The organism is Enterobacteriaceae endosymbiont of Donacia thalassina (assembly GCF_012568245.1).
In the GTDB taxonomy this organism is placed as follows: domain Bacteria; phylum Pseudomonadota; class Gammaproteobacteria; order Enterobacterales; family Enterobacteriaceae.
Map to the genome: position 1 here is coordinate 36,671 of NZ_CP046188.1, position 15,940 is coordinate 52,610.

15 protein-coding genes are annotated in these 15,940 nt (G+C 19.8%); 9 read left to right on the top strand and 6 right to left on the bottom strand.

Going from position 1 to position 15,940, the window contains the following annotated elements; translation table 11 throughout:
• Positions 1–13 precede the first annotated feature (13 nt).
• Both GJU02_RS00200 and hisS read right to left on the bottom strand, forming a co-directional pair.
• Positions 14–1,210, bottom strand: coding sequence for an outer membrane protein assembly factor BamB family protein (locus tag GJU02_RS00200; RefSeq protein ID WP_168919098.1), 1,197 nt, complete (start codon positions 1,208–1,210; stop codon positions 14–16).
• Between the two features lie 70 nt (positions 1,211–1,280).
• Positions 1,281–2,564, bottom strand: coding sequence for a histidine--tRNA ligase (gene hisS / locus GJU02_RS00205; protein ID WP_168919099.1), 1,284 nt, complete (start codon positions 2,562–2,564; stop codon positions 1,281–1,283).
• Between the two features lie 188 nt (positions 2,565–2,752).
• Here hisS and tadA point away from each other — a divergent pair, with 188 nt between their 5' ends.
• From tadA to GJU02_RS00220, 3 genes are read left to right on the top strand one after another with little or no spacing between them, the layout of a single operon-like run.
• The gene (tadA, locus tag GJU02_RS00210) at positions 2,753–3,205 is read left to right on the top strand and encodes a tRNA adenosine(34) deaminase TadA (RefSeq protein ID WP_168919100.1); all 453 of its coding nucleotides are present in this window, start codon (positions 2,753–2,755) and stop codon (positions 3,203–3,205) included.
• Between the two features lie 23 nt (positions 3,206–3,228).
• Positions 3,229–4,473, top strand: coding sequence for a serine hydroxymethyltransferase (locus GJU02_RS00215; protein ID WP_246208771.1), 1,245 nt, complete (start codon positions 3,229–3,231; stop codon positions 4,471–4,473).
• A 46-nt stretch (positions 4,474–4,519) separates the two neighbouring features.
• A complete protein-coding gene (locus GJU02_RS00220; protein WP_168919102.1) occupies positions 4,520–5,089 on the top strand; it encodes a DJ-1/PfpI family protein in 570 nt (189 codons plus the stop codon).
• 71 nt (positions 5,090–5,160) lie between these two features.
• On the opposite strand, the gene nusB is transcribed toward GJU02_RS00220, so the two are convergent.
• The 3 genes from nusB to ribD are packed head-to-tail and all read right to left on the bottom strand — an operon-like array spanning position 5,161 to position 7,221.
• A complete protein-coding gene (nusB, locus tag GJU02_RS00225; protein WP_168919103.1) occupies positions 5,161–5,583 on the bottom strand; it encodes a transcription antitermination factor NusB in 423 nt (140 codons plus the stop codon).
• On the bottom strand, positions 5,580–6,080 hold the full coding sequence (gene ribH / locus GJU02_RS00230; RefSeq protein ID WP_168919104.1) for a 6,7-dimethyl-8-ribityllumazine synthase: 501 nt from the start codon (positions 6,078–6,080) through the stop codon (positions 5,580–5,582). The genes nusB and ribH overlap by 4 nt, the downstream gene beginning before the upstream one ends.
• A gap of 28 nt (positions 6,081–6,108) precedes the next feature.
• Positions 6,109–7,221 carry a bifunctional diaminohydroxyphosphoribosylaminopyrimidine deaminase/5-amino-6-(5-phosphoribosylamino)uracil reductase RibD gene (gene ribD, locus GJU02_RS00235; protein ID WP_168919105.1) on the bottom strand — a complete coding sequence of 371 codons (1,113 nt, stop codon included), beginning with the start codon at positions 7,219–7,221 and terminating at the stop codon, positions 6,109–6,111.
• 285 nt (positions 7,222–7,506) lie between these two features.
• On the opposite strand from ribD, the gene leuA reads away from it, so the two are divergent.
• From leuA to dapA, 6 genes are all read left to right on the top strand, one after another.
• Positions 7,507–9,051, top strand: a complete 1,545-nt coding sequence (gene leuA / locus GJU02_RS00240; RefSeq protein ID WP_168919106.1) for a 2-isopropylmalate synthase — start codon at positions 7,507–7,509, stop codon at positions 9,049–9,051.
• A 17-nt stretch (positions 9,052–9,068) separates the two neighbouring features.
• Positions 9,069–10,160 (top strand): 3-isopropylmalate dehydrogenase, encoded by a 1,092-nt coding sequence (gene leuB / locus GJU02_RS00245; RefSeq protein ID WP_168919107.1) that lies wholly within the window; start codon positions 9,069–9,071, stop codon positions 10,158–10,160.
• A gap of 16 nt (positions 10,161–10,176) precedes the next feature.
• Complete coding sequence (leuC, locus tag GJU02_RS00250) at positions 10,177–11,571, top strand: 3-isopropylmalate dehydratase large subunit (RefSeq protein ID WP_168919108.1); 1,395 nt, start codon at positions 10,177–10,179, stop codon at positions 11,569–11,571.
• A gap of 11 nt (positions 11,572–11,582) precedes the next feature.
• Complete coding sequence (gene leuD, locus GJU02_RS00255; protein WP_168919109.1) at positions 11,583–12,182, top strand: 3-isopropylmalate dehydratase small subunit; 600 nt, start codon at positions 11,583–11,585, stop codon at positions 12,180–12,182.
• Between the two features lie 17 nt (positions 12,183–12,199).
• Positions 12,200–12,868, top strand: coding sequence for an adenylate kinase family protein (locus GJU02_RS00260; RefSeq protein ID WP_168919110.1), 669 nt, complete (start codon positions 12,200–12,202; stop codon positions 12,866–12,868).
• A gap of 125 nt (positions 12,869–12,993) precedes the next feature.
• Complete coding sequence (dapA, locus tag GJU02_RS00265; RefSeq protein WP_168919452.1) at positions 12,994–13,872, top strand: 4-hydroxy-tetrahydrodipicolinate synthase; 879 nt, start codon at positions 12,994–12,996, stop codon at positions 13,870–13,872.
• On the opposite strand, the gene glyS is transcribed toward dapA, so the two are convergent.
• Complete coding sequence (gene glyS, locus GJU02_RS00270) at positions 13,864–15,936, bottom strand: glycine--tRNA ligase subunit beta (protein WP_168919111.1); 2,073 nt, start codon at positions 15,934–15,936, stop codon at positions 13,864–13,866. The two genes, dapA and glyS, sit on opposite strands and share 9 nt — an antisense overlap.
• Positions 15,937–15,940: the final 4 nt, after the last annotated feature.

The window sequence follows — 15,940 nt, forward strand, 5'->3', positions numbered from 1 at the left end:
TTATCTCTTTGATTTATGATGTTATTAAAATTTCGAATAAATATATTTTGTTATATATAGTTTGTATAATTAATTTATTTTTTATTAACAAAATATAATTTATTTTATGTTTATCAATTTTTTTATTTCCAAGAAAAATTCCTTTTTTATTATCTAACCAATAAAGAAAACCTTTATTATTAGTAAAAAAAATTTTTTTATTATAAATAAATAAATTATTAATTTTATTATTTTTAAATTTATCTTGTATCCATATTAAATCACCATTTTTTGCATTTAATGAAATAATTCTATTTTGAAGATCTATTAAATATAGAATATTATTGTATATAATAAAATTTTTTTTAGTAAAATATATTTTTTCCCAAATAATATCACCTGTACTTAAATTTAAAGCCATTAAACTACCATTATAAGATGAAATATAAACTATGCCATTATAAATAACTGGTTGTATATCAATATCATTGATATTAATCAAATTTTTTTTATTATTAAATTTAAATGAATTTTGTTCCCATACTAATAACCCATTTTTAATTATACGTAAACTAATTAAACCATTGTCACTACCAGTAATAACATTATCAAAAAAAATAACAGGAGTAGATAAACCTCTTATAGAAAATATATTTGAAGGACCTAAACTTACAGTCCATAAAATTTTACCATTATTTTTATCTAAACCTTGTAAAATATCTCCCATACTATGTACTAATAGTACATTTTTTCTAATAACAAAATCAGATAATATTTCAGTAAATACATTTTGTATCCAAATTATAGATTTTTTCTTTATATTTATCGCAAAAATTTTTCCTTGTTTATTACCTACAAACAAATAATTATTAGAAATTATAGGACCAGTAACAAGATCTAGATATTTACAAAATGGAAAAAAACAAAATTTATTTATTAAATTAATATACCAAATAATTTTTCCTGTTTTTATATTTATACAATAAATAAATCCGTTTTTATTTGCTAAATATAAAAGTCCTTTATAATAAAAAGGATGTAATTTTTTAAAAGAAATATTATCTTTACCTATTTTATTTTGCCAAATTAATTTAAATTTAATTTTATTAAATTGATAAAAAGAATTATAATTTTTATATAAAATATCTTTTTTTTTACATGTACAAGAAGTTAAAAAAATAGAACAAAAAATAAATATTAATATTGTAAATTTTGATAATTTTATTTTCATATTTTACTCTTTAAAAATTTTCATAATTTTGAAATTTAATAAAATAAATTTTTTAAATAAAAAATATTTATTAAAATATTTTTTCTAAATAAGATATTAATTTATTTTCTGGTATAATTATTTGTTTTTTTAAATACAAATTTTTAATAATAATTGAATTATTATCTATTTCTTTTTGACCTATTATAATTATGAAATGTGATTTATATTTATTTGCCTGAATAATTTGTTTTTTTAAATTTTGGAAAAGATAACTAGTAATTATTTTTAATTTTGGAAAATTATTTCTAATTAATTCCCCAATTAATAAAGTTTTCTGTAAAATATGATTATTTTCTATTGGTATTAAAAAAATATCAATTAAAAATTTAATATCTATTTTTATAGATTGAATAGTTTGTATTAATAAAATTAAACGTTCTATTCCTATAGCACAACCGATACCTTTATTGATTTTTCTATTACTCATATTATCAATTAATTTATCATATCTTCCACCACCACATATAGTTTTAGAACCCCCTTTTCCTATATCATTGGTTTTCCATTCAAATACTATGTCATTATAGTAATCTAATCCTCTAACTAAACAATTATTTATAGTAAATTTTATATTCATAAAATTTAAAATCTGACATAATTCTTTAAATTTATTTATACTATTTATACTAATAAAATCTTGTAATTTAGGTGCATTATTTATTAATTCTTTAATATTTTTATGATTACTATCTAAAATCCTTAAAGGATTATTATAGATTTTTTTTCTATCTTTTATATCTAAAAAACGAGAATTTTTTTCTAAATAAAATATTAATTTTTTTACATATTCTTTTCTATCTATTATAGAACCAAGGGAATTAATTTCTAAAAAAACATTATTCGTAATGTTTAATTTTTTCCATATATTATTTATAATAATAATAATTTCAGCATCAATATAAGGAGATTTTAATCCAAGTATTTCAATTCCAATTTGATGAAATTGTCTATATCGTCCTTTTTGTGGTCTTTCATATCGAAACATAGGTCCATTATACCAAAAACGTTTATTATTATAAAAAATATTATGTTCTATAATAGCCCTAATAAAACCAGTAGTTCCTTCAGGACGTAAAGTTAAAGAATTATTATTTTTATCTAATAAAGTATACATTTCTTTTTCTCTAATATCTGTATATTCTCCAATATTTTTTTTAAATAATTCACTTTTTTCTAAAATAGGTAATTTAATTTCTTGATATCCATAATTATTTAAAATATTTTTAATAATATTTTCAATATTTTCCCATAATAAAGTATTTGGAAATAAATAATCATGCATACCATGAATTGCTGTAATTTTTTTTATCACTATAAAATCTCTTTTTTATAAAAGAATATAAATTTAATAATTTAAATTATTTATTAATATTTTAACAAAATATAAATATATTATACTAATAACAATTAATTTTTAAAATAAAATATATACTCTTCATATATTTTTTATATAATAAAATAAATTATATTTAATTAATTAAATAAAAAATATATATTTTAATGAAAAATGATGTTTATTGGATGAAATATGCTTTATATTTTGCTAAATTAGCAAAAAATTCTGGAGAAATACCAGTAGGAGCAATTATTGTAAAAAATAATCAAATTATTTCTTTCGGTAATAATAATTCAATTAAAAAAAATGATCCTACAGCACATGCAGAAATAATAGCTTTAAGAAAAGCCGGAAAATATTTAAAAAATTATAGATTATTAAATACAACCATGTATGTAACATTAGAACCATGTTTAATGTGTTCTGGAGCCATAATTATTAGTAGAATTTCCCGTTTAGTTTTTAGTACTTATAATAAAAAATCCAATAGTATTGGATCTTTTATAGATCTCTTAGGAATTTATAAAATAAATCATAAAATAAGAATAAATTCTGGAATCCTAAAAAAAGAATGTACAAATATTATAAAAAAATTTTTTTCTTTAAAAAGAAAATAATTTTATTAAAAAGGTTAATTAATTTGAAAAAAGATAAAAAAATTTTAAAAAATGATATAGAATTATTAAATATTTTAAATAAAGAATCAAAAAGACAAGAAGAAAATATTAACTTAATAGCTTCTGAAAATTATACATCAAATAATGTTATGTTAATTCAAGGATCTCAGTTAACTAATAAATATGCAGAAGGATATCCTAAATATAGATACTATGGTGGATGTAAATATATTGATCAAATCGAAAATCTTGCTATAAAAAGAGCTAAAAAATTATTTAAAGCAGATTATGCAAATGTCCAGCCACATTCAGGATCACAAGCTAATTTCGCAGTTTATATGGCTTTATTAAAACCTGGAGATATTATTATGGGATTAGAAAATTCACATGGAGGTCATTTAACACATGGATCTCAAGTAAATTTTTCAGGAAAATTTTATAAAAATATATCATATAAAACTAATCAAAAAGGAATAATTGATTATAATAATCTATTAAAATTAGCTAAAAAATATAAACCAAAAATAATTATTGGAGGTTTTTCTTCTTATTCTAGAATATGTAATTGGGTTAAAATGAGAGATATTGCTGATACAGTAAATGCATATTTTTTAGTAGATATTTCACATATTGCAGGATTAATAATTGCTGGATTATATCCAAATCCATTACCATATGCACACGTAGTTACTAGTACAACTCATAAAACATTAGCTGGTCCCAGAGGAGGGATAATATTATCATTAAAAAAAAATAAACATTTATTTGAAAAATTTAATAAAGCTATTTTTCCTGGAAGTCAAGGAGGTCCTTTAATGCATGTTATTGCGGCTAAAGCAGTAGCATTTAAAGAAGCATTTAATCCTAAATTTATTACATATCAAAAACAAATTTTAAAAAATGCTAAATTAATGGTAAAAATATTTAAAAAAAATAACTATAAGATAGTATCAAATGATACTGATAGTCATCTATTTATTATAGATTTAACAAATAAAAATATAACAGGTGCAGAAGCTGAATTATTGTTAGAACAACATAATATTATTGTTAATAAAAATAGTATTCCTGATGATATAAACCCCCCTTCTATTACTTCTGGAATAAGAATAGGAACTCCGGCTATTACAAAAAGGGGTTTAAAAGAAAAAGAAATATATTTATTATGTCAATATATTATAAATATTTTAAATCACAAAAACAAATATATTAAAAATATAAAAAATGATATTATAAAATTATGTAAATTATTTCCTGTATATAATTAATAATATTTAAATATTAACTAAATTATTATAAAAGAGTAATTTAAAAATGAAAAAATGTTATTCTGTTTTTATTTGTGTTACAGATGGAGTAGAAGATATAGAAACCATTTCATCTATTGATATTTTAAATAGAAGTAATATAAATGTTAAACTTATTAGTGTAAATAATAAAAAAGAAATAATATGTGCTCACGGGACAAAAATTATAAGTGATATTTTGTTAAAAGATATAAAAAATGTTCACTTAACAAATGATATAGTAGCAATTATTATTCCAGGTGGTTTACAAGCATCAGAATATTTTCAAAAAAATTATTTTTTATTAAAATATTTAACAAAATTTAAAAATACTAATCGAATAATTGGAGCAATATGTGCTGCACCTGCAATGGTAATTAGTTCTAATAATTTATTTCCTAATGCAAAAATGACTGGATATTTAGGATTAAAATATTTAATATCATATCAACAATGGGTAAAATACCCAGTTTATTGGGATGATAAATATAAATTATTAACAGCACAAAGTGTAAAATATGCTATTAAATTTAATTTAAAATTAATACAAATTATTTTAGGTCAAAAAATTTCTTTAAGAATTGAAAAAGAATTATAATAAATAAAAAAATTTACAATTTGAAATTTATTGTACATTAATAATTATTTAAAAATAATATTTTAAATAATTTAAATTCTTAATTTATTTGCTATTTTATCTAATACTCCATTAATAAATTTATAACTATTTTCAACTCCTCCAAATTTTTTTGCAAGATAAATACTTTCATTTATTACAACTTTATAGGGAACATCTAAACGATTTGTTAATTCATATGAAGAAATACGTAAAATTGCTTTTTCAATTTGTCCTAATTCAAATAAATTACGAAATAAAAATGGTTTTATTAAACTATCTAAATAAATACTATTAACTATTACACCATTTATTAAATCATTAAAATAGTCAATATCAATATTTTTGATATTCTTTATTGATTCATTTAAAAAATAATATTGAATATCATTCAAATTATTTTTAGATAATTGCCAAGAATAAATTGCTTGTAAAGCATATTTTCTAGACTGATACCTATGACCAGTAAATTTCACTTATCTTCCTTTTCATCTTTTGTATGTAATAATTGTATTGATTTAAATATATTAATCATTTCTAATAAAGTTAAAGCAGCTTCAGTACCTCTATTTCCTATTTTAATACCTGATCTTTCAATTGCTTGTTCAATATTATTTGTTGTTAAAATACTAAAAGAAATTGGAATATTATTTTGTACTGATAAATTAGATATTTGAGAACAAACTTCTTGAGATAAATATTTAAAATGATATGTTTCTCCTTTAATAATTGTCCCAATAGCTATTATACCATCATAAATATTTTTTTGTATTAATAAATTAATAACTGATGCTATTTCATAACTTCCTGGAACCCAACATATAGTTATATTTTTATCTTGTACCATACCAATTCTCTGTAGAGTATCAATAGTAGCATATAATAAATTTTTATTTATAAATGTATTAAATCTTGATATAACAATAGCAATAAAGGCATTAGGAGCTATAATGTTTTCATCAATAATTTTCATAATATTTTATATATCCTTTTTTATAAAATTATTTAATAGGTTTTAATGTTAATTTTAAGTCTGGACCTATTTTTTTTATATTTGTGAAACAAAACTTAGGAATATTAATAATATTCATAAATTTTTTTATTTTACATAAATTTAATGAATGATTTCCTAATAATTTAGGTGTTAAATATATTATTAATTCATCTATTAAATTATAAGTAATTAAATATCCAGATAATATACTTCCAGCTTCTATAAGGATAGAATTAATTTCTTTATTACCTAATATTTTAAATAGATATTTTAAATCAAAATAACCATTAATTTCAGGAATAATAATTTGTTCTACATAGTTAGGCCAATTTTCAAAAGTATATTTTAATTTTATTAAAAATATTTTCCCAGGATATAAAATTATTTTATCAGTAGGTTTTATTTTATTTAATCTATCTAGAATAATTCTAATTGGTTGTCTTAATGATTTTTTAGGATATATTTTTTTTATATTATAATTTAATTTTTTCCATTTAACTAATAATGTAGAATTATCTTTTAAAATAGTTTTACTTGTACTTAAAATAGCTGTACTTTTTGCTCTTAATTTTTGAACATCTTTCCTAGAAATTTTTGATGATAACCATTTACTATTTCCATTTAATAATGCAATTTTACCATCTAAAGAAGTTGCTAATTTAAGTTGTATCCAAGGAATACCAGTACGCATTCTTTTAAAAAATCCGTAATTTATGGATTGTGCTTTTTTTGATAAAATATTATTGGTTATTTGAATTCCTTTATTATATAAGAATTCTAATCCTTTACCATTTATTTTTGGATTAGGATCTTTTGAAGCAACTACTAATCTTTTTATTTTAGCATTAACTAATGCATTACAACAAGAAGGTGTTAAATTTGTATAATTACAAGGTTCTAATGTTAGATAAACTGTTGATCCTTTTGTATATTTACCTGCCATGTTTAATGCATTAATTTCTGCATGAGATTCTCCTGCTTTAAAATGGAAACCTTTTCCAACAATTTTTTTATTATTAACAATAATACATCCTACATTTGGGTTAGGAGTTGTAGTAAAAATACCTAACTTTGCTAATTTAATTGCATACATCATATAAAATTTATCTATTGAATACATAATAACCTTAATAATTTTGAATATTAAATATTCTAATAATTTAAAATTTTAATATTAATAATTATAATTTAATATAATAAATATTTTTAATATAAAATTAAATAAAAATTTATAAAAATTAATTTTTTATTTAAATATTTAATAAATATAAATTATGATAATTATATATAATATATATAAAAAATATGATATTTCTAATTATTTAATTAATTATTAAATTAATTTTAATATAAAAAATTAAAATAAATATTTTAAATAAATTTTATCTTAAGAGATGATATTTACATGAAAAAAAAAATTATTCTTTTTGATACTACATTACGTGATGGAGAACAATCGCTTAAATCTAATTTAAGTATTAAAGAAAAAATAGAAATAGCAATAGCATTAGAAGAAATGGGTATTGATATTATCGAAGTTGGTTTTCCTATTTCCTCCCCTACAGATTATCAAACTTCCAAAAAAATATCACATATTATAAAAAATAGTAAATTATGTGGTTTAGCTAGATGTAAAGAAAAAGATATAGATATGGTATATAAATCATTAAAAAAATCTGATAATTTTAGAATACATATTTTTTTAGCAACTTCTCCTATACATATTATTACAAAATTAAAAACTACTTTAAATAAAGTAATAGAAAAAATATCATTTATGATAAAATATGCTCGTAAATACACTGATGATATTGAATTTTCTTGTGAAGACGGAAGTAGAACACCTATAAATGATTTATGTTTAGTTGTAAAAACAGCTATTGATGCAGGAGCAACAACTATTAATATTCCAGATACAGTAGGTTATATATTTCCCCAAGAATATTACAATATAATTTCTTATTTAAAAAAAAAAGTAGACAATATAGATAAATGTATTCTTTCAGTTCATACACATAATGATTTAGGAATGGCAGTAGGAAATGCCATTACTGCAATAAATGCAGGAGCCAGACAAATAGAAGGAACTATCAATGGTATAGGAGAAAGAGCTGGTAATTGTGCTTTAGAAGAAGTAATTATGGCTCTATATACTAGAAAAAAAAATACGAATTTTTACACTAACATAAATTATCAAAAAATATATTATACAAGTAAAATAGTTAGTAAAATTTGTAATATTCCATTAGCTATACATAAAGCTATTGTAGGAAGTAATGCTTTTTCTCATTCGTCCGGGATTCATCAGGATGGCATGATAAAAAATAAAAAAACTTATGAAATATTAAATCCCCAAAATATAGGTTTAAATAAAACAGAAATTAATCTTACTTCTAAATCAGGAAGAGCTGCAGTTAAATATCATATGAAATTAATGGGATATAAAAAAAATACATATGATATTAATAAATTATATAATAAATTTATAAAATTAGCTGATAAAAAAGGACAAATTTTTAATTATGATCTAGAAGCATTAGCATTTAATAATGAAATAGAAAATAATACAAATTATTATTCATTAATATATTTTAATGTACAATCAAATTCAAATATATCGATTGCAACTATAAAATTAAAATGTGGAAAATTAATAAAACTAGAAGCAGCAACAGGATTAGGACCAGTTGATGCAATATATAAAACAATAATTAGAATAACAAAATATAATATAAAACTTATTCAATATATTTTAACAGCTAAAAGTCATACGGAAAAATCAATTGGACAAGTTGATATTAAAATAGAGTATAAAAAAAAATTTTTTCATGGAATTGGTATATCTAAAGATATTATGAAGGCTTCAGTTATCTCAATTATTAATTGTCTTAATAATATTTGGAGATCAGATCAAGTACAAAAAAATATATTAAAAAACGATAAATTTTAAAAATTTAAGGAATAATTATGGCAGATATATTTAAGATAGCTATCTTACCTGGAGATGGTATTGGTCCTGAAGTAATGAAACAAGCAATTAAAATATTAGAAAAAATTGAAAAATATATAACTAAAAAAATAGTTATTGATACATATACCGTTGGTGGAGCAGCTATAAATTTATATGGTAATCCATTACCTAAAAAAACATTATACGGTTGTGAAAAATCTGATGCTATATTATTTGGTTCTGTTGGAGGATCTGAATGGGATTATTTACCTTTAAATAAAAGACCCGAGAAAGGATCATTATTAAAATTAAGAAAACATTTTAACTTATTTGCAAATATACGTCCTTCTTTTTTCTATAAAGATTTAAGTATTTTAAGTCCTTTAAAAGAAAAAATTTTAAATAAAGGTTTTGATATTATTTGTATTAGAGAACTAACAGGAGGTATATATTTTGGTTTACCTAATGGAAGAAAAGGAAAAGGTATAGATGAATATGCATTTGATACTGAAATCTATTCAAGATTTGAAATAGAAAGAATAGCACATATTGCTTTTAATATTGCTTTAAAAAGAAAAAAAAAAATTTGTTCTATTGATAAAGCAAATGTCTTAAATACATCTATATTATGGCGTGAAGTTTTAACAGATATATCTAAACAATATATATCGGTCAAATTAGAACATATGTATATTGATAATGCTGTTATGCAATTAATGAAAAATCCTTCACAATTTGATGTTATATTATGCTCCAATTTATTTGGAGATATAATATCCGATCAATGTGCTATGATTTCTGGATCAGTAGGTAATTTACCGTCAGCAAGTTTTAATCAAAATTATTTTGGTTTATATGAACCTTCAGGGGGTTCTGCTCCTAATATTGCAGGTAAAAATATAGCTAATCCTATAGCACAAATATTATCACTAGCAATGTTAATTGAATATTCTTTAAAAGAAAGAAATATATCTCAAAAAATAAAAAATGCTATCCAAAAAATATTAAATTTAGGTTATAGAACTAAAGATTTATTTACTAATAGTAAAAATGAAAAAATAATTACAACTGATGATATGGGAACATTAATTATGGAATCTATTATATAATAAAAAGGTATAGTATATGGGCAAAACATTATATGAAAAAATATATGATAGACATATTATTCTTAATATAAGAAATAATATTAATTTATTATATATTGATAGACATTTTATTCATGAAGTTACTTCACCTCAAGCATTTGAAGGATTAAGAAATAAAAATAGAAAAGTTTATAGATCAAATAAAACTTTTGCAACTATGGATCATAATGTATCTACTAAAGTAAAAAATATAGGAGCATCTGGAAATATAGCAAAACAACAAATGGAAACACTTATAAAAAATTGTAAAAATTTTAATATTAAATTATATGATATTTATCATCCTTTACAAGGTATTATACATGTTATAGGACCAGAACAGGGTATTACATTACCTGGAATGGTTATTGTATGTGGAGACTCTCATACTTCTACTCATGGAGCATTTGGTGCATTAGCTTTTGGAATAGGTACTTCAGAAGTAGAACATGTTTTAGCTACTCAAACACTAAAACAAAATCGTGCTAAAAATATGTTAATAAATATAGTTGGTAAAACACCTAAAAATATTACAGCAAAAGATATTATTTTATCAATAATTAGAAAAATTGGTATTAGTGGGGGTAACGGATATATTATTGAATTTAATGGTCATGTTATAAAAGAATTAAGCATGGAAGCTAGAATGACAATTTGTAATATGTCAATTGAAATGGGAGCTAAAGCAGGATTAATTGCACCAGATAATATTACTTTATCATATTTAAAAAATAAAAAATTTACTCCTAAAGGAATATTATGGAAAAAAGCTTTAGAATATTGGAAAACATTATATAGTGATCATGATGCAAAATTTGATAAAATTATAAATATAAATATTACTCAGTTAACACCACAAATTTCTTGGGGAACTAATCCTGAACAAGTAATAGGTATAAATGAACCTATTCCATTAATAAATTCTTATAATAATAAAAATAAAAAAAAATTAGCTATAAAAGCATTAAAATATATGAATTTACATGAAGGTATAAAATTAATTAATTTAAAAATTAATAAGGTTTTTATTGGTTCTTGTACAAATTCTAGAATCGAAGATTTAAGATCTGCAGCAAAAATTATTTCAGGGAAAAAAATTGCTCCTCATATTACAGCAATAGTTGTACCAGGTTCTAATATGGTCAAAAAACAAGCTGAAGCAGAAGGTTTAGATAAAATTTTTAAAAATGCTGGTTTTGAATGGAGATATTCAGGATGTTCTATGTGTTTAGCAATGAATGATGATAAATTACAACCCGGAGAAAGATGTGCTTCTACTAGTAATAGAAATTTTGAAGGTCGTCAAGGTCGTAATAGTAGAACACACCTAGTAAGTCCTATTATTGCAGCAATAACAGCTATACATGGTTATTTTATTAATATAAATAAATAAAGAGAATTTTTATGCAAAAAAAATTACAATATAATGGTATTATAGTTCCTTTAGATATATCAAATATTGACACAGATGTTATTATACCAAAACAATTTTTACAAAAAAATAATAAAAAAGGATTTGGAAAACATTTATTTAATGATTGGAGATATTTAGATAATAAAAGTAAAATACCTAATCCTAATTTTATTTTAAATAAAAAAGAATTTAAAAATTCAAAAATTTTATTAACTCGAGAAAATTTTGGTTGTGGTTCATCAAGAGAACATGCCCCATGGGCATTATTAGATTTTGGTTTTCATACTATCATTGCATCTAGTTATGCAGATATATTTTATAATAATGCTATTAATAATAAATTATTATTAATAATTTTAGAAAAAAAAATAATCGATAAACTATTTTTTATAGTAAAAAAATCTCCTGGTATTTTTTGTTATATAAATTTATTATATAAAAAAATTACAATTAATAATCAATTTTTTAATTTTAAAATTAGTAAAGATATAATTAATTTTATTATAAGTAATTTAGATCAGATAGATTTAACAAAAAAATATTCAAAAGAAATTAATATTTTTGAAAAAAAATATTTTCAATTCTTTTAAAATGAGCATATTATAAAATGCGTATAATATTGTTAGGTCCCCCGGGTGTAGGAAAAGGAACTTATGCTAGATTTATTTCTGAAAAATATAATTTACCAAATATTTCTATAGGAAATATGTTAAGGAATTATATATTAAACAATCAAGATTCTTTTTTAACAAATAAAATAAAAAAATTTATTCAAAAAGGAATAATGGTTTCTGATGAAATAATAATTAAAATTATTAAAAAAAGATTATACAATATAGATTGTAAAAGAGGCTTTTTATTAGATGGATATCCTAGAAATATTTTACAAGCTAATATTTTAAAAAAAGAAAATATACAAATAAATATAATTTTAGAATTTTATATACCAATAAATCAAATTATTAAAAGAATTATGGGAAGAAAAATTCATTTACCTTCAGGAAGAACATATCATGTTATTTTTAATCCTCCTAAAATAAAAAATAAAGATGATATAACAGGAGAAAAATTAATTACTCGAACAGATGATAATCTGATTACAATAAATAATCGTTTAAAAGAATATTTAAAACAAACTAAACCATTAGTTAAATATTATAATAAGGATTTTTTAAAAAATAAAATTATTTATAAAAAAATTAATAATACATTATCTATTTCGGATGTAAAAAAAAAAATAGATAATTTTTTAAAAAAATTTAATAAAAAAAAATAATAATTTTTTCATTTTATTAAAATTTTAATATAAATTATATATAACTATATAATAGTTTGTTTATTCAATTTTAATTTGTTATGATAATTTAATAATTAATATTAATTAATATGGATTCTAATTTAATGTTTACTGGAAGTATTGTAGCACTTATAACTCCAATGAATCTTAAAGGTAATATTTGTAAAAAAAGTTTACGAAAACTTATAAAGTACCATATTAATAATGGTACAAAAGCAATTGTTATTATGGGGACAACAGGAGAATCTGCTACATTCACATATAATGAACATATAGATATTATAATGTATGCATTAGATTTTTCAGAAAATAAAATACCTATTATAGCTGGAACAGGATTTAATTCTACATCTAAAAGTATAGCAATAATATCTATTCTTGAAAATTCAGGAATTATAGGTTGTTTAAATATTACTCCTTATTATAATCGTCCTACACAAGAGGGTTTATATCAACATTTTAAAGAAATCGCCAATAATACTAAATTACCACAAATATTATATAATGTTCCTTCAAGAACAGGTTGTGATTTATTACCAAAAACAATTTATAGATTATCAAAAATTGATAATATAATAGGTATTAAAGAAGCTACTGGAGATTTATCTCGTATAAATAAAATTAAAAATTTAATTAAAAAAAAATTTTTTTTAATCAGTGGAGATGATAAAACTTCTTTTGAATTTATGTTATTAGGTGGTGATGGTGTTATATCTGTTACAGCTAATATTGCTGCATTAAAAATGAGTAAATTTTGTCATTATATAAAAGAAAAAAAAATAAATAAAGCAAAAAAAATTAATATAGAATTAATTATGTTGCATAACCAATTATTTATTGAAACTAATCCAATACCCATAAAATGGGCAGCAAAAAGATTAGGATTAATTAAAAATGATACAATGAGACTTCCTATGACCCCACTTACAGAATATAATCAAAAAATTATAGAAAATACATTAAAAAAATTAAAATTAATATAAATTAACAAAATTAGTAACTATAATTAAATATTTTTTTATATAATATAAAATTAAAATTCTGTTTTGTTTAATTTTTTTCTCTTGATGATTAATCATTACTTTTTGAAAAAAATTATTAACAGGATAATATAATTCAGACAATATTAATAATATATTATAATAATCGTTATTTTTGATTTTTAATTTAAGTATTTTAGATAATTTAACAATATATCTAAATAAAATAATTTCTTCTTTATCTTTTAATAAAGATATATTAATATTTTTATTTTCATCTACATATTTTTTGTTTTTTAATAAAATTTTATTTATTCTTTTATAAGTAAAAATCAGAAAATTACTTTGTTTTTCGTCATTTTTAAAAAATAAATTTAAAGCTTTTATTTTATAATCTAAAACTAATAAATTATTAATTTCATTATCTAAAATAGAAGAGATAATATTTTTTTTATATCCTAAAGATATATACCAGTTATAACATCTTTTTTTTATAAAAAAAAGTATTTGTTTCAAAATTTTTTCTTTATGAATTATATCCCTTTTATATAAATAAATGCTAAAATTAATTAATTGAGTCAAATGTATTTCTATTTTTCTTTCTATAATAATACGAATAATAATTAATGTAATATTTTTTAAAGCAAATGGATCTTTATCACCAGTGGGTAATAAGGATATAATAGAAATTCCCACAATAGTATCTATTTTATCTGCAATAAATAAAATGCAAGAAATTATATTTTTAGGTATTAAATCATTTTTTTTATATTGATATTGTTCTTTAATAGCTTGTGATACATTTTTATTTTCTTGATTATATTTTGCATAGTACATTCCAATAATACCCTGCAAATCAGGAAATTCATAAACCATTTGTGTTGCTAAATCACATTTAGATAATTTACTAGCTCTAGTACAATCTATAATATTAATTTTTTCAATAATTTTTGCTATATATTGAGATATTTTTTCTATACGTATAGTTTTTTCAAATAAATTTCCTAAATCTTTTTGAAAAATAATATTTTTTAATTTCTCTAAATATTGTTCAAATTTTATTTGTAAATCATTTTTAAAAAAAAATTGAATATCTTTAAATCTTGATTTAATAACTTGTTCATTATTATTGATAATCATTTTATTATTATTTGTTTTAATATTTATTAAAATAATAAAATTAGATAATAATTTTTTTTTCTTATCATATAAAGGTATATATTTTTGATATTTAATCATAACATATGTTAATATTTCTGTTGGTAATGTTAAAAATTTATTATCAAATTTTCCTACTAATAATACAGGCCATTCAACCATAGATGATAATTCTTCTAAAAAAATATTATTTATTTTAACTATTGCATTGAAATCATTTGCTATTTTATTTATTTTATTAAGAATAATGTTTTTTCGTTTAATATTATTAACAATAACTTTTCCTTCTATAAATAATAATTTTTCATATTCTTCTGCATTTTGTAAAATTATTTTTTTTGTACACATAAATCTATGTCCTTGAATAATATTATTAGATTTAAAATTTAATATATTTTTTTTTATATTTTTTTTTCCTAAAACTAATACAATATTTCTTATTGGTCTAATAAATTTAAAAATTTTATTATCCCAATACATAAAATTGGGAATAGAAATAATATTTTTTAAAGAATTGATAATTATATTTGCTAATAAGTTTTTAATATGTAATCCTTTTATTACCTTTTTATAAAAAATATAATTTTTTTTATAAAAAATATATTTTTTGTTTTTAATATTATATTTTTTCATCCAAAATTGAATTATTTTATTTGAAAAAATATCTTTTTTATCGGATATAAATGGTCCTTTAATAATATAAGTATAATCAGATTGTATTATATTTATAAAATATATTTGTAATGCAATACGCCTAGATGTAAAAAAACATTTTATTATTTTAAATTTAAAATTATTTTTTTTTAATTCATTTTTAAAATTTTTTAAAATTATTTGAGATATTTTTAATAAATATTTAGAAGGTATTTCTTCTATACTAATTTCTAATAATAATATATTATTACACATAAGA

Bases quoted from the DNA above. Each gene is read 5' to 3' on its own strand.
- GJU02_RS00200 (WP_168919098.1), bottom strand. From the start codon at position 1,210: ATGAAAATAAAATTATCAAAATTTACAATATTAATATTTATTTTTTGT.
- tadA (WP_168919100.1), top strand. From the start codon at position 2,753: ATGAAAAATGATGTTTATTGGATGAAATATGCTTTATATTTTGCTAAA.
- GJU02_RS00220 (WP_168919102.1), top strand. From the start codon at position 4,520: ATGAAAAAATGTTATTCTGTTTTTATTTGTGTTACAGATGGAGTAGAA.
- ribH (WP_168919104.1), bottom strand. From the start codon at position 6,080: ATGAAAATTATTGATGAAAACATTATAGCTCCTAATGCCTTTATTGCT.
- ribD (WP_168919105.1), bottom strand. From the start codon at position 7,221: ATGTATTCAATAGATAAATTTTATATGATGTATGCAATTAAATTAGCA.
- leuA (WP_168919106.1), top strand. From the start codon at position 7,507: ATGAAAAAAAAAATTATTCTTTTTGATACTACATTACGTGATGGAGAA.
- leuB (WP_168919107.1), top strand. From the start codon at position 9,069: ATGGCAGATATATTTAAGATAGCTATCTTACCTGGAGATGGTATTGGT.
- leuC (WP_168919108.1), top strand. From the start codon at position 10,177: ATGGGCAAAACATTATATGAAAAAATATATGATAGACATATTATTCTT.
- leuD (WP_168919109.1), top strand. From the start codon at position 11,583: ATGCAAAAAAAATTACAATATAATGGTATTATAGTTCCTTTAGATATA.
- GJU02_RS00260 (WP_168919110.1), top strand. From the start codon at position 12,200: ATGCGTATAATATTGTTAGGTCCCCCGGGTGTAGGAAAAGGAACTTAT.
- dapA (WP_168919452.1), top strand. From the start codon at position 12,994: ATGTTTACTGGAAGTATTGTAGCACTTATAACTCCAATGAATCTTAAA.
- glyS (WP_168919111.1), bottom strand. From the start codon at position 15,936: ATGTGTAATAATATATTATTATTAGAAATTAGTATAGAAGAAATACCT.